Genomic DNA, 18,912 nt, shown 5'->3' with positions numbered 1-18,912 from the left:
TGCCAGTCAGTTAAGCTGACTGGCATTTTTTCTTTCTAGCGGGGTACTTGCTGTGTTTTGGCCGGATACAGCGGGGATACGACCGGTCTGGTCGTCGGTCGGGGAGCTTGAACTGGGCCAGGGTGCTGATGAACCACGCGTATTGCTTGGGATATGCACCTGGATGAGTGGTTTGCTGGGTACAAAAAAGGTGGATAACACTGCGTGCGCACCCGGCAAAGCTCAGTTGGTTCGGCCATACCCCTTCCAGGGGCGCTGCCGCCTTTATCATTGCCACCCGGATTAGGTTGTACGCCAGTAGCAGTCCCCATAATTCCTGCCGAGTCATGCACGGCTTTTTGCTTCTAAGGGTATAGCTCGCCTGCAGTAGGCTTTGCTTCATTTCCCGGTAACCCAGCTCAATTTCCCAGCGGTGGCTGTAAAGCTCGACGATGTCGTCGCAAGGGTAGCGGCGGGTATCGAGCAAGGAGGTTAATACTTGTCGGGGCTTGCCCTTCACCTGATAGGTGATAAGCCGGGCCTCCAGCGTCGCGGGCAAGTCGCTAAAGCGCTGGCGGGCTTGGGCACTGGTGGTCAGCCGCACCCGCTGGTCGCGGTCACTCAGGCGCTGTACCACCTCATAGCGCAGGCCTTGGCGCGCCGGTATCAGCCAGTGCCGGTTTTGCCCTTGCTGGTGCCACTGATGTAACAGCCCCAGGGAATAGTAACCGCCGTCGAACAAGGTCAGGCTGTGGTCGGGGGGGTATCAAGCAGTTGCTCGGCCAGCCGCATTTCCCCTTGGTGTTCGCCGCCCATGGCGCAGTTGAGCAGCAAATGGCTGGTCAGTTCCATCTGACAGACCAGGCGCACCTGTGGGTAGCGTCCTTGCTCGGCGTTATCACCGGCAAAAGCGGCGCGGTTCTCCGCCGTATCCTGGGCGCGGAACATCACCCCATCCACGGCCAGTAAATTCAGACCGCACCAGGTATCGAAAGCATGATGCTGGTAGCTGTGCTGGGCCAATCCTTCAAAGACGGCCCTAACCGGCGCTTCGCCAAGGCGTTGGCGGGCCTGCACCACGGCGCTGGGCGCGAGCAAAGGCTGCTGGTTGGCCAATAGCACATCCAGGCGATTGGCAATGTGCCACACCGACTCCTGGCGGAACAGGCTCATGCCGATAACGGTCCAGAGCACGGCATCGATAGGTAAACGGCGCCGACGCAGCGTGGCAACACCGGTGCTGGCAAAGGCTTGTTCCAGCATGGCCGGGTCGAGAAGGGCGGAAAATTGCTCGAGAGAGCGGTACTCGTTACTGAAGGCAAAAGCCGAAGACAAGGCGGTTTGAAGACGCATAAAAAAATCCGACACCAAGGAAATGTCGGATTTTTTCATCACGGGAGGATCAGTCAAGCGATCTGTCTTAACTGATCAGCATTAGCCCTTGGGGCGGCTTTTTAGTGGCTGTCTGCCGGGTCTATACGCTGAAAAATGGTGCCAATAAAACCTTGGGCGCGGCGCTGCAAGGTAAAGTAATGGTCTTTATCAATCATCATGATAAAGGGCAGGCGCAGGCTGCTGTCGTTGCGTAGTTCGGCGTCTTCAGGGGGATTTTCCAGGCTAAAGAGGTTGCGGCCAGTGTCAGGTGTTTTCCCCAAGTACAATAAGTTCATTTCCCGGCTACCCAGCAAATGTCCTGTTTCATCGCTGTATTGCACCTTGGCGTCAATGTGCTTGCCTTTGGTGTCGAGCCGGTAATCCATCTTGACGCGATCGTTATCAACAGTTTGAAAATAAACGCCATGCCAGTGGCCTTCCAGTTTCCAAAGTGGCCGCCATTGTGCGCTGATTTTGCCGGCAAAAAAGGCCAAGGCCAGCACCGCTAAAATCAGGATGAAGGGGTAGGCAAACTTTGGCACTGCCATCCGTCCTCCAAAGGGCTGCAAGACACCCATTGTTCTTCAAAATAGGTCACGATACTGCCTGCCGGTAACGACTGCGCAGCCTGCTGTACGGCTTTGGTTGGGGGCGAGGTATAGAGAATACCTTGGTGTTGATAAAGGCCATGATTTATCGACACGCTGAAACGGTCAAACGAATAAATAAAAGTGGCAACAGCAGCGACCAGCAACAAAACAAAAAAAGCCAACCTGCCCCAGGGAAAGCGGCGTTTCCTAGGTTGGTTTAATTGACCGAGGAAGGCTATCTCCTCTTCACTCAATACATGGTCGATGGAATGCTGCTCGCTAATGGTGATGTCCTCCAATGGAGCAGAGGTTGGCATGTTGATACATAACAGTGCCTGACTGAAATTTAAGCATTAATGCTTAAAGCGCCAAAATGAGCATGAAATATGCAATTAGGCAAGGTGGCGCAGAAATATTTTTCTATCATTCAGCTTTTTGTGGGTTTTGTCTACCTTTTGGCGACGATGGCACCACGTTGGTGCATCTTTTGTTTTTGATGCTTGGGAAAGCGCCCTGGTGCAACCAGGGCGAAAGTACAAGAGGAAAAGACTAACGGACGAGCCAATGGTAGAGCTCGTCTTTGAGCTGAGCTCTTTTCATTTTCATACCTTTCATGGTGTGGTCATCAACCGGCTGGTTTCGCATCTGTAGCCCACGTATCTGGTGGTCTAGTTTGTGATATTCGGCGGCGGTGCGGGCAAAATCGGGTTGGTCAGATTTTAATTGCTGAATACGGTCAATGTGGTTGGGAAACTCGCGGTAAAGGCTGTGGTTGTCCGACATCTTCAGATTCCTCCTCAGGATGTGAATGAAAAGCCGCTCTGGCAACGACGCTAATTTCCCGCTGCACAGACCGGCCTCACTCAGTATGACCCATGATAGACTTACGCGTTCCGCGCCAATGGGAGAATCGCATGTCCTGGATCCAGGTCAGAACCAATACCAATGCCCAGCTTGCCGAAAAGCTTGGGGATTTATTAATGGAACAAGGTGCCTTGTCCATTACCTTTATGGATGCCAAGGACACCCCGGTGTTCGAACCACTGCCAGGTGAAACCCGTCTTTGGGGCGATACCGACTTGATGGCGCTGTTTACCGCCGACGCTGACACCTCAGGCGCCAAGGCACTGATTAAAACCCTGCTGGGTGAAGACACACCTATCAAGATTGAAGTGCTGGAAGACAAAGACTGGGAACGGGCCTGGATGGACAACTTCCACCCCATGCAATTTGGCAAGCGGCTGTGGATCTGCCCAACCTGGCTAGACGTGCCGGACCCCAGTGCAGTTAACGTGCGCCTAGACCCTGGCCTGGCCTTTGGTACCGGCACCCATGCCACCACCGCCCTTTGTTTGGAATGGCTCGACGGCCAAGACCTTAGCGGTAAAACCGTGGTGGATTTTGGCTGTGGCTCCGGCATTTTAGCCATTGCCGCCCTTAAGCTGGGGGCAAAGCGAGTGGTGGGGGTTGATATTGACCCGCAAGCCATTGAAGCCAGTTTGGCCAATGCCACACGCAATGATGTGGCAGAGCAGTTAGAGCTGTACCTCCCTAAAGATCAGCCCATTGGCCTGCAAGCCGATGTGGTGGTGGCCAATATTCTGGCCGGGCCACTGCATGAGCTGCGTGACATCATTTTGGGCTATCTCAAGCCGGGCGGCGTTATTGCCCTTTCCGGCATTTTGGAAAGCCAAGCGCCCGCCTTATCGGCTTTCTATGGCGAGCAGTGCCAGATGGACCCCATCGTGGAACGGGAAGAATGGTGCCGGGTTGCCGGTAAGAAATTCTGAAAGCAAGCCAAAACCGTTACTTAATGACGATTTTGCCAGCTAGATGACAAAAAAATGCATTCGGTCAATTTCTGACCTTTTCAGACAGGGCAGAAATGCGTAAACTACGCGGCCCTGTGCTACTGGCTTCCCAGGCTCATGCAAATCGGTTCTTACAAATTGGATGTTCCACTTATCCTGGCCCCGATGGCCGGGGTTACGGATCAGCCCTTCCGTAAGCTTTGCCTGAAGATGGGAGCCGGTCTGGCGGTGTCAGAAATGCTGTCTGCCAACCCTGATGTCTGGCAGTCGGAAAAATCCCGGCTGCGTATGGTTCATGACGATGGATCGGGCTTAAGGGCGGTGCAAATAGCAGGGTCTGAGCCGCAACTGATGGCGCAGGCGGCACTTTTCAATGTGGAAAGTGGTGCCCAAGTGATCGATATCAACATGGGTTGCCCTGCCAAAAAGGTAAATAAAAAGCTCGCAGGCTCTGCGTTGCTGCAATTTCCTGAACGGGTAGAAGAGATCCTCAAAGCCGTGGTGTCCGCTGTTGCGGTACCGGTCACTTTGAAGATCCGTACCGGCTGGGATCCGGATAACCGTAACGGTGTCGCCATCGCTAAGTTGGCCCAGCGCTGCGGCATTCAGTCTCTGGCCGTACATGGGCGAACCCGCGCTTGCCTTTTTAAAGGGCAGGCAGAGTTCGACACCATTAGAGCCATCAAGAAGGCCGTTGATATACCGGTGGTCGCCAATGGCGACATTACCAGTGCCGAAAAAGCGCAGTGGGTGTTAAAACACACCGGCGCCGACGCCATCATGATTGGCCGCGGTGCCCAGGGTAAGCCTTGGCTGTTCCGAGAAGTGGCCCATTTCCTTGAGACAGGGCGGCATTTGCCAGCCCCGCGTCTTGAAGAGCAAGCCAGGGTTCTTCGTGAACATGTTGAGGCCCTGCACGGGTTTTACGGCGAGTTTAAAGGCGTTCAGATCGCCCGCAAGCATGTGGGCTGGTATCTGGCGTCTCAAGATAAAGAAGGCGAGTTTCGCCGAACTTTTAATGCGTTGACGGAAGCTCAGGTGCAACTCGATGCCCTCGAGCACTATTTCCGTTCATTGTAGTGTCCAAGATAACAACCAAGAGCGTTAAGACTATGTTTGACTCCAACATGACGACTGATGTTTCTAAGTCTCTGACTGCCGTGAGCCCCAAGACCGGCGACTCACAGCCCCTGCGTAATTCCGTACGTCAAGCGCTCCAGAACTACTTCTCGCAACTGGATGGCCAGGAAGTAACCGAGCTGTATGAGATGGTATTGAGTGAAGTTGAAGCCCCCCTGCTGGATGTAGTGATGACCTACACCCGCGGCAACCAAACCAAAGCCGCTAACATGCTGGGCATCAACCGTGGCACCCTGCGTAAAAAATTAAAAAAATACGGCATGAACTGATTAATAGTCATTTAATGCAATAAAAACAAAGCCTTATCGCTAGCGCGGTGAGGCTTTTTTGTTATTTAGTACACGTATAGGGACTCAGGTTGATATGCCACAGCTAAAAGCTGGGTTGGCTGTTGTGCCAATACTAATGCCACCTTCGGTAGAAAAGTTCTGTGTCTATTCGGACTAACATGGAGTTTTTACTGGTCTGATGAGGCAAGTGAGGGAAATGTGTTTTTATTAATGCTGGGATTTACCTAGGCTACAACTTTGAGGTTAGAGGAACTGAGGCTTTGTTGGCTGTGAAGTGTTTCAGGTGGGCTTCCCCGTTTCTACATCACAACAATCGAGGGAGAGCTAAAGGGTTCTCTTGTGAGTCTCAGGATTGCTAGTCGATTACCTCTAACTGAGAATGACACAACGCATTCACTTCTTCTGTCATTGGTAAATGCCGGATCAAGAATAATTTTTGAATACAGCACATTGGATATGAAAGGAGCAAAAATGCCAATGATTAACTGCCCAGACTGCCAAAAGGAAATGTCTGACTCTGCGCCAGCTTGCCCTAATTGCGGCAAACCAAGTAAAACGGAAGCCCATCAAAGTAGGCCAGTAAGCATTCCTCTTCGCATCGGGATTTTTCTAATTCCATTAATTTTCTCATGGTTTACGTTACGTTCTGGCTACACCAAAAAGGCACGAATAATTTCCTTTGCTTGGCTAATTATTTCTCTTGTCATTGTTGCTAATCAAGATAATAGGACTTCCTATTCCTCCTCCTCCTCTACCACGACAACAGCTGATTCCAGTCCTGCAAAAGCAGAAGAAGTATTACAAGTGAACATAGGTGAGATACTAAATGACTATCAGGCTAATGAAGTCGGTGCGGATAATAAGTACAAAAATCACCTTGTTAAAACTACAGGTATTGTAACCAGCATAAAAAAAGATATTTTAGATAATCTTTACGTCACTTTAGGTACTGGTGCTAGTTTTGAAGTCCCAGAAGTTCAAGCATTTTTTGATGACTCCATGAACAACCAACTAGGCCAGTTAAGGAAGGGTCAACGGCTTACCATTGTGTGTAGAATTGATGGGTTGATGATGAACGTTCTTGCGAAAGATTGCGTTATTAAGTAATGCCAATCTAATGTGTCATTTTTTCTTTTGGCAACCATTTATTTCGGAGTGGATGGTTGCCATGAGATTATTCATAACATTGAAGAAGTCCAAACTCATAGTTTTCTATGAATTAAATTTTTCGCTCTAAGGTGTCCGGGTATTTTTTGAAAATTCCAAAATATTAGTAGCATTAAAAACGTTTTTTAATCCGACTCATGCCATAAACCTTCACTTTTTTTTCATTCAGCTCTTTGCTTTTCACTTTAGCCAAATAGCTAAGTCTAAAGAAAGCGTCTGCAAGCTCAAGGGTGTCACCACGATGAAGGTTGTAGTAGCTACGCAACGGCCAGTGATATGACCCGTTATCAACAAGGCCTTGCCAGCATTCTTGGATCGAGCTTTGGATGTTATGAGGGTGCCTTACTTGATGCCCATTTAATATCAGAAAACAATGGTAATGTAGTTTTTCTGCTTGGCTGATCTCTCTAGCCCATCCATAACCAACCCGCATTAAGTCATATTCTCGTTGTATCCTCTTTACTAATCGTTGAAAAAAAATTTTAATCTGGATGTTTTTGGGAGAATAAACAGGAACATGTAGGTCAAATCTAAGTACATGGGATTTTGAATGCCAGGATTGCATCGCTTCAAGTTGACCCATTATGGATGTTAAAATTTCTTTTATGCTACCCTGTCGCTCTGGATATATTTTAAAAGAATATTGTCCAATCAGAATGATATTACTCTTTATGATTTTCATGCCCTATACACTCCCAGATTCATTAAAATTGAATAATATTTAATTACCTAGTTTGATGTGAGCGGTCACTATCAGCATTGGAGCTGACAGTTATCGACCGATACTGAAATAAAATGTTGTGAGAAGGTAGTAAAGCCAGACTTTTTGTTCAATGTTGTTAACTGGTGCAATTACTCAGTTCTATTAGTGGCCACTAATAAGTTTTTATTTCTTCTCTATATACCAAGCATGGCTTCGATTTTTTCCGTTGACTGGCTTAAGACTCAAGGACCAACCAACTCTAGAAAGGTGTTGACGAAGGTGCTGCACTGCCATGTGTCTATTATTGCTATCGCGGAGTACTTCATTAACCTCATGTGTTTTAATGCCTGGGTTTTTCCATACAAGGAGTAGCATCTTCTTTAGTTTCCCGGTAATACCTTGCAGTTCGTTCGGTAGGACTTCACTCCTCATGTGAGGCCCCTTTTTTACCTTCCAAATAGGCTTCGTGGAGGTCAGCTCTGAATCTGACACAGCGTTTTGTCAGTCTTACTCCTTTCGGGTAGATGCCTTGTTTTTCAGCGTTGTATAGCCAAGTGCGGCTTACACCTAAAGATTCACATACTTCCTTTTGGGTTAGCATTCGTGTTGGTTGATGTACCATTTTCATTGGGTTTGTCCCTTGTTGTTTCATAGGGACAATGTTGCCCGCACAGAGCCTTTCGTTTCTGGACAAACTCGATTTTAGATAAATTTTTTAGTGCAGATAGGGTCACATCTAGGTAGGCACAAGGTGGAGGAGCTACGTGCTTTTTGTCACCTAATAGCAATGTGATACTTGCTGAAGAAGTAGTACCCCTGTTGTTTCTTTCTTCTTGGACTGTTATGTAGCGTCTGTATTTTCTATCAATGCTGTCTTCACCAATCATTGATCCTTTAGCTGAATAAACTTCCATCAATACAAGTTTTGTAAACTTATCGACGTGGGATTTTTTAGGTTTACAAGAGAATTCTTCTTTTCGAAGTGAGGCTTCTCGAAGTAAGGCTGCACACATAGCGTTTAATGATTTTATTAATTTATTCTCGCTCTGTCTGGGAGAGCTTTCTTTTAAAAGATGAAATATCTGACATGTTTTAATTTTAAGCGCTAGAAGATATTTTTCATCTTTAGATTTAAGGTAGTGATGTGATATTTCTAACCATTCATCACGTTGAACATTCATCGACCTCATTCCTTTAGACAAGGATTCCTTTATTCGACATGCAGAAAAATCTAAATTCGGGTCATCTTTATCGAATTCAAGCAGGGCTTGTCTGGCGGCGTAAAGTGCATCCGTACTTGACTCCTTTCTGCTTTCCCGTGAAATTTTTTCCAGACCAAACCCAAGGTGTTCCAGTCCTAAAAAGATATGTTTTAGTTCTTCTTCAAGCCTAATCTTAAGATCTTTTAAAGTACGGCGACTTTTTGAAGAGTGACAATCTATTAGATCGTTAATGTAACTTGCTTGAGCTGCTTTACCATGAGCCTCTGACAAACTTTTTTGGCTGAGAAGTCGGTCAATAATTTTTTTAGAAATGTTTTCGGCATCTAACTCTATGCTCATAAGCTTTCCTTTGATTTATTAGTTTTTCCTCAAAAATTCCAATTGCGTTAGCCATTTCTCTAGCGCTAATTTTTTCTCTGGTAGACGTTGGCTGCGATTGTAAATGCCAGCGACTCCTTGGATTGCATGGCCAAGTAGCTGTTCGACGATGTGAGGAGCTATGCCTAATTCATTCATCCCAGTGGCGACGCTGCGTCTAATATCGTGTAGTCGCCATGGCACTTTATGACCTAGCTTTTGATAGATGGTACGTCCCCACTGACTAACCGCTGCGTCTTGTTTGAGTTCGCCCAGCAGATAGTCATTAGGGCTAGTAGCGGCCAGAGCCTCTAGCCATGGCACAAGTTGTTTGGGGATGGGGCGCAATATTTCGCCGCTGTCGCCTTTTTGTTGGTCCTTTGCGCTGCCTTTATTGTGTTCCGGCGGCACAGTCCAAATCAGCTGCTCAAAGTCCCATTCTTGTTTCTCGGATAGCCGTATTTCCTGGGTTCGGCAACCAAAAGTGACCAGAACTGTAAGCAATGCTTGGTAATAAGGCGGCATTTTACCTTCGTCTAGCCACTTCACTAAGTCGGCTAATTCATCCCAGCTTGATTCTGTGACCAACCTTCTTGAGCGCTTCGCTTGCCGCTTACCACCGATGGTATCTAAATCCAGTTCAAAGACATCTTGCGGGACTTCATAGCCGCGCTTGCGACAGTACATGAGCGCTTGCTTGAGGTTTTGCAACACATAGCCTGCTGCTACAGGGTATTGAGTCGCGTGCTTTTCAAAACAGGCAAGCCAAAGAGGTTTACTGACTTGCGCTAGTGGCAGGTGACCTACCGTAGGTAAGATCCACTTGTTGAACTGCTGGCGGTGCTTGGTGGCGTTGCGTCGCTTGTCGTTGGCGTATTTACTTAGCCACTCTTCAAGTGCGGCTTCCACTGTCAGCGGAGCTAAGGACTCATTGCGGGCTACCGCTCTTTCGTTCTTGGGGTCTTTGCCTTCGGCGAGCCACCTGCGGCATTGGTCTAACTGTTGTCGTGCTGAGGCCAGTGGTAGATCTGGATATTTACCCAACACTAAAGCTAGCTGTTTGTCTGCGATACGGTAGCGGTAACGCCACTGCAAGTGGTTAGGTGGTTCGGCCCCTGTGGGGGTCACACGAATAGATAAGCCGTTGCCATCACTGTAACTACGCTGCTTTTGGTGAGGCTCATTTACTAGGGCCTTCAAACGCCTATCGTTAAGCTTGTTTATCGCCATGAAAGGTACACGTCTAGGTACACGTTATGTCGAGTTTAACGCTAAACAACGATGAACAAAATAGCACTGAACCTTTTTGTAACTGAATGATATTATTGGCTATGTTCTCCTTTTTTTGAGCAACCTGTAACATGGAAAGGCAAAGTTTAAAAAAATACGGCATGAACTGATTAATAGTCAGTTAGTGAAATAAAAACAAAGCCTTATCGCTAGCGCGGTGAGGCTTTTTTTCTGTCTGACCTCGCCATTTACCGCTCCGTTTGCTTTATCTTTTTCCCTTCACCGCAGTGATTGTTGAGTTTGACTCATAACGCTGATGAACATTTGACCAAAGACAATGCCTTTTGCTAGAGCTACTGTAATGGGCAAAAACGTGGCGGGCTTTGCCCCACGCTATGCTAAGTAGGTCATTGGACACCGTTCAGCGTTAACCACCATAACCCCTAAATTTTCGCGCGCGCAGCCAACTAATCTGCCACATCTTCGCTGCCTGTCATTCATGCAAAGAGGGCCATATGAAACTGGATATCAATAACCAAACCCATGAAGTGGATGCCGATGGCGACACGCCACTGCTGTGGGTGATAAGGGATGACCTTGGTCTTACTGGTACCAAATATGGCTGCGGCCTAGCGCAATGTGGCGCCTGCTCGGTATTGGTTGATGGCAAAGTCATGCGCTCTTGCGTCACGCCGGTCGACAGCGTGGTAAACCGCAAAATCACCACCATTGAAGCCATTGAAGCCGACGCGGTTGGCAAACGGGTTGTCGAGAAATGGGTAGAACATCAAGCGCCACAATGTGGCTATTGCCAGTCGGGGCAGGTGATGGCGGCAACGGCGCTGCTAAAGGAAAACCCGCACCCTAGCCAAGAGGAAATCGCGGCCGTCATGATTAACCTCTGTCGCTGCGGCACCTATAACGCCATCAACGCCGCCATGACTGACCTGGCGGGGACTAAGGAAGGTGCCAAGTGAGCCCTCTGGAATCGTATCTTTTTCAGCAAGAACCGCTGCCTAATGCCGAGCCGGTTAATATCTCGCGGCGGCGCTTTTTATTAAGCTCTGCTGGCGTCACGGTGGGGGCTTTGGTTCTGGGCTTTGGCTTGCCGGTCGGCACTGCCAGGGCGCAGCAAGCGACAAAAGAGATGGCGCCCGGCACGCGGGTTCCGGCTTTTTTGGAGATAAGGGAAGATAACCTCATCCGTTTGCTCAGTCCCTTTGTCGAAGGTGGCCAGGGGGTTTTCACCGCCATGGCGCAAATTGTCGGGGAAGAACTGGATGCCGACCCGAAAAGCTTTTTAGTCAGTAATGCACCCGCAGGGCACGATTTTCAGGTGATTAACGGCAAAATGCGTATCACCGGTGGCAGTATGTCGGTGCGCACCAGCTACTCGACCATGCGAAAACTTGGCGCTTTGGCTCGGCAAATGCTGCTAACGGCAGCGGCTCAGCGCTTTGCTGTGCCGATAACAGAACTCAGCACCGAACCGGGCAAGGTGCTGCACGCTGCCTCGGGCAGATCCCTCACTTATGGCGAGCTTGCGAAAAATGCCTTGGACTTACCGGTGCCAGACCCCAGCACCGTTACCCTGCGTGATCCCAGTACCTTTCGCTGGATAGGCAAACCGGTTAAACGGTTGGATGTTTACGAGAAATCCACCGGCAAAGCCATTTATGCCATTGATTGCAAAGTAGAAGGCATGCTCCATGCGGCCGTTAAGCACGCGCCGCGTTTGGGGCTTGATATTGGTTCTATCAGTAACGAAGCCACCGTCAAGGCGATGAAGGGCGTGCATTCGGTTCACCGCTTGCCTGGCGCGGTGGCGGTGGTAGCCCAGCGCTGGTGGCATGCCAAGCAAGCGGTGGATGCCTTGCAAGTCGATTGGGTTATGCCGAGCGTCAAAACCGATGCCAGCATCAGGGCGATGCCAGACGATTTCTCAACGGCGGACTTTGCTAAAGCGCTTGCCAGTACCTCGGGGCCGGGCATTACGGCTGAAGCCGAAGGTAATGTGAGTGACGCGCTAGCCAAGGCGGCAACCCAGGTTGAAGCCACCTATCACAGCCAGTATTTGCACCATGGCCAGCTGGAACCGCCATCTTCTCTGGCACGCTTTAATAAAGACGGTAGCTTAGACATTTGGTTGCCCAACCAGGCGCCAGAGATGTTTCAGGCGCAAATTGCCAAAGTGGCGGGCCTTTCGCCGCAGCAAGTGAACATTCACTCGCCGCTGTTGGGCGGGTTTTTTGGCCGCCACTTCCTCTATCCGTCTGCCAACCCTTACCCGCAGGCTATCGCTTTGGCCAAGGCGGTTGGTCGGCCCATTAAGTTGATTTGGAGCCGTGAAGAGGAATTTTTACGAGACCCATTGCGGCCCATGGCGGCGGTGCGGTTTCGCGGGGGCCTGGATGAAAAGGGTATGCCCATTGCCCTAGAGGCCATCAGCGCCTGTGAAGGGCCAGCGGAAGGCATTCGCAACCATCACGACCCTAAAGCACTGGATGCAAGTGCACTTGAAGGCCTCACCGGTAAGGCCTACCACATTCCCAACAAGCGCATTGCCCAGCAATTTGTGAAAAACCCCACCATGTTGGCCTATTGGCGGTCGGTGGGTAATTCCATGAACGACTTCCTTTATGAGTGCTTTCTTGACGAGCTAGCCGATAAAGGCGGCCAAGACCCTTATCAGCTGCGTTTGCATCTCTTAAAAGGCAATACCCGCCTGACAAATCTGCTTAACGCTGTTGTCGCGCTGGCCGGAGGCTGGAAGCGGGGGCCTTTTACCGCTGCTGATGGCAGCCTGCGGGCCCGCGGCATCGCTATGGCATCTCCTTTTGGCAGCCATGCTGCGGCCATGGCCGAGGTCTCAATCCGTAATGGCCAAGTCGTGGTACACGATGTTTGGGAAGCCATTGACCCTGGCAGCATTGTTAACCCCGCCATTATCGAAGCGCAGGTGCAGTCGGCCTCGGCCCTGGGGCTATCACAGGTGCTGCTTGAAGAGGTGGTTTACAACAACGGCGAACCACTGGCGCGTAACTACGATCTTTACCCCATTTTGCCGCCCTCACGCATGCCAAAGGTGCATGTGCAGATAGTGGAAAGTGGCGCGCCGATGGGCGGCATTGGCGAACCCGGTTTACCGGCGGTACCGCCGGCAGTAGCGAATGCGGTGTCGGCGTTGATTGGCAAACGCATTCGCAGCATGCCACTAAAAAATCATCGCTTTGAAAGCTAATGGGCCGCTTGCGTACAGGCGAGCCGGTAAAGGGATGTACCCGGCGTAGGGTTTTGGCCTGCGCCCCTTATTGATAAACGGAGTGTCCGTTGAAAAAAGTGCTTATTGCTATCGTGGCCGTTGTCATTATTGGCCTGCTTGGGTCTGTTTGGCTTAACGTTCGGCAGCCCGCTTCCCCTTTTAAAAGCAGTGACGCGGCGCCGCTTAATAGCCAAGCTTGGATTGACCGTGGTGAATATGTGGCACGGCTCGGCGACTGCGTTGCCTGCCACAGTACAGCTGACAGCAAACCCTTCAGTGGCGGCTTAAAAATGGGGACGCCACTGGGGGCGATTTATACCACCAATATCACCCCGGACAGCGCCACCGGTATTGGCCAGTACAGCTTGAGTGATTTCGACCGTGCCGTGCGCCATGGTGTGGCGAAAGATGGCCATCATTTGTACCCGGCCATGCCTTACCCGTCTTACCAAAAATTGTCAGATGACGATATCAAAGCCCTGTACGCCTACTTTATGCATGGCGTAAAACCGGTAACACAAGCCAATAAAGCCAGTGAGATCTCATGGCCAATGAATATGCGCTGGCCCCTGGCTTGGTGGAACCTGCTCTTTACCGACGGTAAAGCCTTTACGCCCACCAGCGGTAAAAGCGCGCAATGGAACCGCGGCGCTTATTTGGTACAAGGCCCTGGCCATTGCGGCAGCTGCCACACCCCGCGTGGCGTAGCGATGAACGAAAAAGCCCTGGACGAAACTAGCAACCGCTACCTTTCCGGAGCGTTGCTCGACGGCTGGTACGCACCGAGCCTGCGTAACGACCCTAATCGCGGCTTAGGGCGCTGGAGTGAGCAAGATATTTATCAGTTCCTGAAAACCGGCCGCAACGACCATGCCGTGGTGTTTGGCTCTATGACCGACGCTTTTAATAACTCCACGCAATTTATGAGCGATGACGACCTTCGCGCTATCGCCACGTATTTAAAATCGCTACCCGCCAACCCTGAGCAAGACGACAAGCCCTGGCAGTACGACAACAGCACTCAACAAGCGCTCACCGCGGCCAATAGAGGCCAGGTGGCCGGTGCCCAGCATTACGCCGAGAAATGCGGCTTTTGCCATGGCCTTGATGGTCGCGGTAAAAAGCCATGGATCCCGCCGTTAGCGGGGGCCACCTCCATGTTAATTGCCGCCCCGGACTCAGCCATTAATGTGGTGCTCAATGGCTCTGGCCGGGTGGGCGCTGGCGGCTTGCCCGACGCATACCGGATGCCACCGTACCGTGGGCAGCTAAATGATGCGCAACTGGCTAAATTGCTCACCTTTGTGCGCTCTAGTTGGGGCAATAGCGGCGGTAAGGTAAGTGCTGGCGAAGTGAAAGCCCTGCGTGAGCACACCAACCCGGCCAGTATCGACCTCATCATTCTGCAGATGCGCTAGTGATGAACACAATCATGCTGATAATGCGCAAGCGGCTCGCCGAGGTCAGGGATGACTAACCAGTTATCAGCGCTGCTCGCCGCTTGGCACCGCCAAAAAAGCCAAGATTGGGTACTTGGTACGGTGTTTAAAACCGAGGGCTCCGCCTATCGAAAGGCAGGCGCCATGATGCTGATAAATGGCCAGGGTGAGCACTTTGGATTACTCAGTGGTGGCTGCCTGGAAGCCGACATTGTTGTTAAAGCCCGCAAGGTGATGCTAAGTGGCCAAGCCACAACATGGGTGTATGACGGCAGTGACGAGGACGACTTGTCTTTTCAGCTGGGAATTGGCTGTGGGGGCAAGGTGCACATTATGTTGCAGCCGTTGCTGGCGGATAACGACCTAGGCTTGGAGGCCGTGCGCCAAGCCCTTGGCCAACGGCAAAGTGGTTTTTATTGCCAGAAAATGGCGGCAAATGTTGGCGAATTTATCGCAGGCAGCAATGCCCGCCAGGGGGCCGCCTGGCTTGAAACGCGCGCCGATGGCGACTGGCTGATTACCCCTATCACTCCTGAACCCCATGTTTTACTGGTGGGCGGCGGCATTGATGCTAGGCCGCTGGCACGGTTAGCGGTCGACATGGGCTGGGCGGTGTCGCTGTTAGATCCGCGCCCTGCCAACGGCCGCCCTGAGCACTTTCCTGCCGAGGTGAAGTTATTGCGGCAATTGGACAACACCGCTGTTCGCTATATCACCGAGCAAAAAGTGGATGCAGTGGTGTTGATGGCGCACAGCATTGCCATCGACGGTAATGCACTGGCATTACTGCCCCAAACGGCCATTCGTTATTTAGCCGCTCTTGGCCCGCGCCACCGCTTTGCCAAGGTGCTGGAGCACGCCGGCTTGCAGGCATCGGAGCTGCCGTTTGTGGTATCGAGCCCGGCGGGACTTGATATTGGTGGCCAGCTGCCAGAAAGCATCGCCCTTTCAATTCTGTCGGGCATTCACGCGGCCCTTTTTAAAGCGGGGGGCTGAGGTGGCTGACGTAGCAGGTTTAATCTTGGCCGCTGGTGTTAGTCGCCGCTTTGGCGGCCGTAAACAACTGGCGCAAGTCGCTGGCCAAACCCTGCTAAATCGCGCCATTGACCGCATGCAACAAGCATTAGGCGCGCCGCCGCTGGTGGTGCTGGGCGCCTTTTATAACGACATTGCTGCCTCTGTTGCCCGCGAGGTGCCGGTGGTTTTTAACGGCAACTGGTCTTTAGGGATGGGCAGCTCTATTGCGGTAGGGGTAAAGGCCCTTACCGAAGACGGACGGTACCACGGGGTTATGATTGGCCTTTGTGACCAGGTTGCCCTGACGGCTGAGGATTACGGCCAGTTGCTTGCCGCCTTTGACGGTGTGCATCCGGTTGCCACTGAACACCCGCCACAGCTTGGGGTGCCCGCTATCTTCCCCGCCACTTTTTTCCCGGCGCTTTGTGCGTTATCCAGCACCGGCGGTGCCCGTGAACTATTGCAGCAAAACCGGCAGTCGGTTATTGCGGTTTCGCTTGCTAATGCAAGCGTGGATATCGACAGCCAAGAGGATTTACAACAAGCATTAGCGCGATGCTAGGTCGCCGCTCATTAGCGTTTGGCCGGCAAATTTCCAGTAGGGCGGCTCGCCATACTTTTCGGCAAAAAAATCAATCACTGCCCTAATCGCCGCCGGTAAATAGCGGGTTTTAGGGTAGAGCATGGCAATCACTTGCTGCTGCTGAAGGGGGGCAATGTGGTGGTCAGTCAGTAACGGTATTAAGTGCCCTTGGTTGATATAGCTGCCAATCTGCCAGTCGGGCATCATCACAATACCCAAACCATCTAAAGCGGCTTGCACCAAGGTATCAGCGTTGTTGGACCGCAAACTGCCACTAAAACTGTGCATCTCAACCGGTTGGCCCGGGCGGCTAAAATAGGCCTTTTGTAGGCCCATCTTCCCTTTATAAACCAGGCAGTTGTGGTTGTAGAGTTGCTCTGGTGTTTGTGGCGCTGCGTATCGGCTTAGGTAATCGGTGCTAGCCGCAAAGCTATATTGTGGCCGGTCGATAAGGCGCATGTGCAGCCCGGAGTCTTGCAGCGGGCCGATGCGAAATAACAAATCTGCCGCATCGGTCATTGGGTTGATGAAATCATCGGTTTGCACCAACTCCACTTGCAGGGCCGGGTAGCGGCGGTAAAGTGCTGGCAGCCAAGGCACTATGTGTTTATTACCAAAAGCTACCGGCGCATTAATGCGCACCAGGCCGCCTGGCTCTGCTTCCCGTTCCAGTAACCGCTGCTGGGTTTCATCGAGGGTGGCTAGCATCTGCCGAAAGGCTTGCGCATAAAGTTTGCCCGCCTCGGTTGCTTCAACCGCCCGGGTGTTGCGATACAAAAGCTGGGTGCCCAGCTCCGTTTCTAATTGCTGCACGATGCGAGACACCGACGACGGTGATACGCCTTCACGGCGGGCAACTTCTGAAAAATTGCCCAGCTCAAGAGTGGCAACATAGAGCTGCATGGCTTTGGTATTAACGGTCATAACCCCTGCTTTTTATGCAATATTTGCACAGCAATTATGCTTACCTTCCTGTTTTTAGCAAAATCATCAGTCTTTAAACTAGCCCCCTTATTTTTGCTAAATGGCTAGCAACAACAATGAAACTGTTATCGATTGTGCTGGTGATCATCGCTGGCATGGGGTTGTCGGTTGAGGCTGGCATTTTGGGCCCCTGGGCGAACAAGTTGGCCATTACTGGGCCACTTTCTGCTTGTTTGCGGTAGAAGCGGCGTTGTCGTTTTTAATGGTATTGCTGTGGGGAAAAGCGGACACGCCGGCGCTGAGCAAAGCCCCGGCCTGGCAGCTGACGGGGGGCATATTAGGGCCGGGCTACGTGGTTATTTTAACCCTGGTTACGCCGGTGATCGGTGTTGCCCTTACCATGACCGGCATCCTCACCGGGCAAGTGGCCAAAAGTGTTTTGATTGACCACTTTGGCCTGTTCGGTGCCAGCAAAAGACCCATTAATCGCTACCGCCTGGTGGCGCTGGTTTTTGTAGCGGCCGCCCTTATGTTGATTGCCGGAGGTAAATAATGCTGCTGTTAGTGATGATTTTATTAAGCATTGTCGGCGGTGCCTTGCTCAGTATTCAGGCCGCAGTGAACGGCGGCTTGGCCCAAAGCCAAGGGCTATTGCGTACCACTTTTTTGACATTCTTGGTGGGCACCGTGGTTAGCGGCCTGTTGGTACTATTCTTTGAACCGGCCCACTCGGTAACACTATTTGATGTGCCTAAGTGGCAGCTTACCGGGTCGTTTTTAGGGCTGATATACGTGCTGACCATGGTGTTTGCGGTGCAGCGTATCGGCACCGCTGTTGCCACGGTGGCGGTTATTTTGGGCCAACTTGCCATGTCGATTCTGATTGATACTTTTGGCTGGCTGCACAATGACGCCATTCCCTTTTCCTTAAACCGTTTGCTGGCCGCTATCTGCTTGGCTATCGCACTGTGGTTTATTTACCTCAGTAACGAAAAGGACGAAGCCCTTAGCCAGCAACAAGCTGATAGAGCCTAAAAGGGGCCCACAAGGGCTTCTTTTGAATACCCATTAGACTGATTGTTTATTACCTTAAAATCAGGACTAGACGATTGGTCTAGTGGCTGTTTACAATAGCGCCATGAACATGGCCCATTCCGAACGTGACGTAAAAGCCCATATCCTCGATACCGCTCAAGGCATCATGGGGCAGCGCGGCTTTTCCGCTGTTGGCTTGAATGAACTGTTAAAGGCCGCCGATGTGCCCAAGGGTTCGTTCTACCACTATTTTGCCTCCAAGGAAGCCTTTGGTGTGGCGCTGCTTGAGCGTTATTTCAGCCATTACATGGCCGGGCTTAATGAGCTGCTGAGCAATCCCAATGGCACGGCGGTTTCAAGGTTAATGGATTACTGGCAGCGCTGGGTAGACACCCAGGCTGGTAGCGATCTGCACAGTCGCTGCTTGGTGGTGAAGCTGGGCGCTGAAGTGAGCGACCTTTCAGAAGATATGCGCCAGGTCTTAGAGCAAGGCACAGCGCAATTACTGGCAAGGTTGACCGGCGAGATTGCCTTGGCGCAATCACAAGGCGACATCAGTAAGACGGTGGCTCCCGAGGAGCTGGCAAGCGCCTTGTATCAGATGTGGCTTGGCGCCAGCATGCTGGCGAAAGTCACCCAAACCAAGGCGCCGTTGGAATCTGCCTTGGCCGCCACCAAAAGGCTAATGAGCGAAGATTAAACAGCAGGGCTGCAGAGCGGCCCTTTTATTTACACTGCAACTAGACGACTGGTCTAATTGTCTGCATGTATACCGACCAAGGAGAACA

General features: G+C 51.3%; 19 protein-coding genes and 2 pseudogenes. 12 read left to right on the top strand and 9 right to left on the bottom strand.

Annotated features, from left to right (window positions below):
- Positions 1-10: 10 nt before the first annotated feature.
- From DW350_RS17390 to DW350_RS17375, 4 genes and pseudogenes are all read right to left on the bottom strand, one after another.
- Positions 11-1,332: pseudogene (locus DW350_RS17390) on the bottom strand (IS4 family transposase).
- A 101-nt stretch (positions 1,333-1,433) separates the two neighbouring features.
- The gene (locus DW350_RS17385) at positions 1,434-1,901 is read right to left on the bottom strand and encodes a hypothetical protein (protein WP_115720150.1); all 468 of its coding nucleotides are present in this window, start codon (positions 1,899-1,901) and stop codon (positions 1,434-1,436) included.
- Entirely contained in the window at positions 1,865-2,260 is a 396-nt protein-coding gene (locus DW350_RS17380; protein ID WP_115720149.1) for a hypothetical protein, read from the bottom strand. Before DW350_RS17380 ends, DW350_RS17385 begins: the two co-directional genes overlap by 37 nt.
- Before the next feature lie 232 nt (positions 2,261-2,492).
- Positions 2,493-2,726 carry an HP1242/YdcH family protein gene (locus DW350_RS17375; protein ID WP_115720148.1) on the bottom strand — a complete coding sequence of 78 codons (234 nt, stop codon included), beginning with the start codon at positions 2,724-2,726 and terminating at the stop codon, positions 2,493-2,495.
- A 131-nt stretch (positions 2,727-2,857) separates the two neighbouring features.
- Between DW350_RS17375 and prmA the strand changes: the two genes are divergently transcribed.
- The 4 genes from prmA to DW350_RS17355 all read left to right on the top strand — a co-directional run bounded on the left by prmA (position 2,858) and on the right by DW350_RS17355 (position 6,291).
- Positions 2,858-3,733: a 50S ribosomal protein L11 methyltransferase gene (gene prmA, locus DW350_RS17370; RefSeq protein ID WP_115720147.1), complete on the top strand. Its 876-nt coding sequence runs from the start codon at positions 2,858-2,860 to the stop codon at positions 3,731-3,733.
- A gap of 138 nt (positions 3,734-3,871) precedes the next feature.
- Entirely contained in the window at positions 3,872-4,834 is a 963-nt protein-coding gene (gene dusB / locus DW350_RS17365) for a tRNA dihydrouridine synthase DusB (protein ID WP_115720146.1), read from the top strand.
- A 47-nt stretch (positions 4,835-4,881) separates the two neighbouring features.
- Positions 4,882-5,163, top strand: a complete 282-nt coding sequence (fis, locus tag DW350_RS17360; RefSeq protein WP_226911350.1) for a DNA-binding transcriptional regulator Fis — start codon at positions 4,882-4,884, stop codon at positions 5,161-5,163.
- 492 nt (positions 5,164-5,655) lie between these two features.
- The gene (locus DW350_RS17355; RefSeq protein WP_192954730.1) at positions 5,656-6,291 is read left to right on the top strand and encodes an OB-fold protein; all 636 of its coding nucleotides are present in this window, start codon (positions 5,656-5,658) and stop codon (positions 6,289-6,291) included.
- Between the two features lie 172 nt (positions 6,292-6,463).
- Here the strand turns inward: DW350_RS17355 and DW350_RS17350 are convergent, their stop codons facing one another.
- The 4 genes from DW350_RS17350 to DW350_RS17335 form a co-directional block, all read right to left on the bottom strand.
- Positions 6,464-7,033, bottom strand: coding sequence for a YagK/YfjJ domain-containing protein (locus DW350_RS17350; RefSeq protein ID WP_115720144.1), 570 nt, complete (start codon positions 7,031-7,033; stop codon positions 6,464-6,466).
- A 442-nt stretch (positions 7,034-7,475) separates the two neighbouring features.
- Positions 7,476-7,655, bottom strand: coding sequence for a helix-turn-helix transcriptional regulator (locus DW350_RS19880; protein ID WP_226911453.1), 180 nt, complete (start codon positions 7,653-7,655; stop codon positions 7,476-7,478).
- On the bottom strand, positions 7,630-8,616 hold the full coding sequence (locus DW350_RS19470) for a hypothetical protein (RefSeq protein ID WP_152033008.1): 987 nt from the start codon (positions 8,614-8,616) through the stop codon (positions 7,630-7,632). The genes DW350_RS19880 and DW350_RS19470 overlap by 26 nt, the downstream gene beginning before the upstream one ends.
- Before the next feature lie 18 nt (positions 8,617-8,634).
- Complete coding sequence (locus DW350_RS17335; RefSeq protein WP_115720141.1) at positions 8,635-9,864, bottom strand: tyrosine-type recombinase/integrase; 1,230 nt, start codon at positions 9,862-9,864, stop codon at positions 8,635-8,637.
- Positions 9,865-10,379: 515 nt separating this feature from the next.
- Between DW350_RS17335 and DW350_RS17330 the strand changes: the two genes are divergently transcribed.
- The 5 genes from DW350_RS17330 to DW350_RS17310 all read left to right on the top strand — a co-directional run bounded on the left by DW350_RS17330 (position 10,380) and on the right by DW350_RS17310 (position 16,144).
- On the top strand, positions 10,380-10,841 hold the full coding sequence (locus tag DW350_RS17330) for a (2Fe-2S)-binding protein (RefSeq protein WP_115720140.1): 462 nt from the start codon (positions 10,380-10,382) through the stop codon (positions 10,839-10,841).
- Positions 10,838-13,105: a xanthine dehydrogenase family protein molybdopterin-binding subunit gene (locus DW350_RS17325; RefSeq protein ID WP_115720139.1), complete on the top strand. Its 2,268-nt coding sequence runs from the start codon at positions 10,838-10,840 to the stop codon at positions 13,103-13,105. Before DW350_RS17330 ends, DW350_RS17325 begins: the two co-directional genes overlap by 4 nt.
- Before the next feature lie 98 nt (positions 13,106-13,203).
- A complete protein-coding gene (locus tag DW350_RS17320) occupies positions 13,204-14,544 on the top strand; it encodes a c-type cytochrome (RefSeq protein ID WP_336407010.1) in 1,341 nt (446 codons plus the stop codon).
- Positions 14,545-14,595: 51 nt separating this feature from the next.
- On the top strand, positions 14,596-15,561 hold the full coding sequence (locus DW350_RS17315; RefSeq protein WP_115720137.1) for an XdhC family protein: 966 nt from the start codon (positions 14,596-14,598) through the stop codon (positions 15,559-15,561).
- 1 nt (position 15,562) lies between these two features.
- Positions 15,563-16,144 carry a nucleotidyltransferase family protein gene (locus DW350_RS17310; RefSeq protein ID WP_192954728.1) on the top strand — a complete coding sequence of 194 codons (582 nt, stop codon included), beginning with the start codon at positions 15,563-15,565 and terminating at the stop codon, positions 16,142-16,144.
- On the opposite strand, the gene DW350_RS17305 is transcribed toward DW350_RS17310, so the two are convergent.
- The gene (locus DW350_RS17305; RefSeq protein WP_115720135.1) at positions 16,130-17,089 is read right to left on the bottom strand and encodes a LysR family transcriptional regulator; all 960 of its coding nucleotides are present in this window, start codon (positions 17,087-17,089) and stop codon (positions 16,130-16,132) included. The two genes, DW350_RS17310 and DW350_RS17305, sit on opposite strands and share 15 nt — an antisense overlap.
- 116 nt (positions 17,090-17,205) lie before the next feature.
- On the opposite strand from DW350_RS17305, the pseudogene DW350_RS17300 reads away from it, so the two are divergent.
- From DW350_RS17300 to DW350_RS17290, 3 genes and pseudogenes are all read left to right on the top strand, one after another.
- Positions 17,206-17,642: pseudogene (locus DW350_RS17300) on the top strand (DMT family transporter).
- A 2-nt stretch (positions 17,643-17,644) separates the two neighbouring features.
- The gene (locus tag DW350_RS17295; RefSeq protein ID WP_115720679.1) at positions 17,645-18,124 is read left to right on the top strand and encodes a DMT family transporter; all 480 of its coding nucleotides are present in this window, start codon (positions 17,645-17,647) and stop codon (positions 18,122-18,124) included.
- An 82-nt stretch (positions 18,125-18,206) separates the two neighbouring features.
- Entirely contained in the window at positions 18,207-18,824 is a 618-nt protein-coding gene (locus tag DW350_RS17290) for a TetR/AcrR family transcriptional regulator (RefSeq protein ID WP_336406959.1), read from the top strand.
- The last annotated feature ends 88 nt before the right edge of the window (positions 18,825-18,912 follow it).

Source organism: Gallaecimonas mangrovi (assembly GCF_003367375.1).
Taxonomy (GTDB): domain Bacteria; phylum Pseudomonadota; class Gammaproteobacteria; order Enterobacterales; family Gallaecimonadaceae; genus Gallaecimonas; species Gallaecimonas mangrovi.
This window is presented reverse-complemented; position numbering and strand designations above follow the sequence as displayed.

Bases quoted from the DNA above. Each gene is read 5' to 3' on its own strand.
- fis (WP_226911350.1), top strand. From the start codon at position 4,882: ATGACGACTGATGTTTCTAAGTCTCTGACTGCCGTGAGCCCCAAGACC.
- DW350_RS17305 (WP_115720135.1), bottom strand. From the start codon at position 17,089: ATGACCGTTAATACCAAAGCCATGCAGCTCTATGTTGCCACTCTTGAG.
- DW350_RS17380 (WP_115720149.1), bottom strand. From the start codon at position 2,260: ATGCCAACCTCTGCTCCATTGGAGGACATCACCATTAGCGAGCAGCAT.
- DW350_RS17350 (WP_115720144.1), bottom strand. From the start codon at position 7,033: ATGAAAATCATAAAGAGTAATATCATTCTGATTGGACAATATTCTTTT.
- DW350_RS17375 (WP_115720148.1), bottom strand. From the start codon at position 2,726: ATGTCGGACAACCACAGCCTTTACCGCGAGTTTCCCAACCACATTGAC.
- DW350_RS17315 (WP_115720137.1), top strand. From the start codon at position 14,596: ATGACTAACCAGTTATCAGCGCTGCTCGCCGCTTGGCACCGCCAAAAA.
- DW350_RS17330 (WP_115720140.1), top strand. From the start codon at position 10,380: ATGAAACTGGATATCAATAACCAAACCCATGAAGTGGATGCCGATGGC.
- DW350_RS17335 (WP_115720141.1), bottom strand. From the start codon at position 9,864: ATGGCGATAAACAAGCTTAACGATAGGCGTTTGAAGGCCCTAGTAAAT.
- dusB (WP_115720146.1), top strand. From the start codon at position 3,872: ATGCAAATCGGTTCTTACAAATTGGATGTTCCACTTATCCTGGCCCCG.
- DW350_RS17355 (WP_192954730.1), top strand. From the start codon at position 5,656: ATGCCAATGATTAACTGCCCAGACTGCCAAAAGGAAATGTCTGACTCT.
- prmA (WP_115720147.1), top strand. From the start codon at position 2,858: ATGTCCTGGATCCAGGTCAGAACCAATACCAATGCCCAGCTTGCCGAA.
- DW350_RS19470 (WP_152033008.1), bottom strand. From the start codon at position 8,616: ATGAGCATAGAGTTAGATGCCGAAAACATTTCTAAAAAAATTATTGAC.
- DW350_RS17385 (WP_115720150.1), bottom strand. From the start codon at position 1,901: ATGGCAGTGCCAAAGTTTGCCTACCCCTTCATCCTGATTTTAGCGGTG.
- DW350_RS19880 (WP_226911453.1), bottom strand. From the start codon at position 7,655: ATGCTAACCCAAAAGGAAGTATGTGAATCTTTAGGTGTAAGCCGCACT.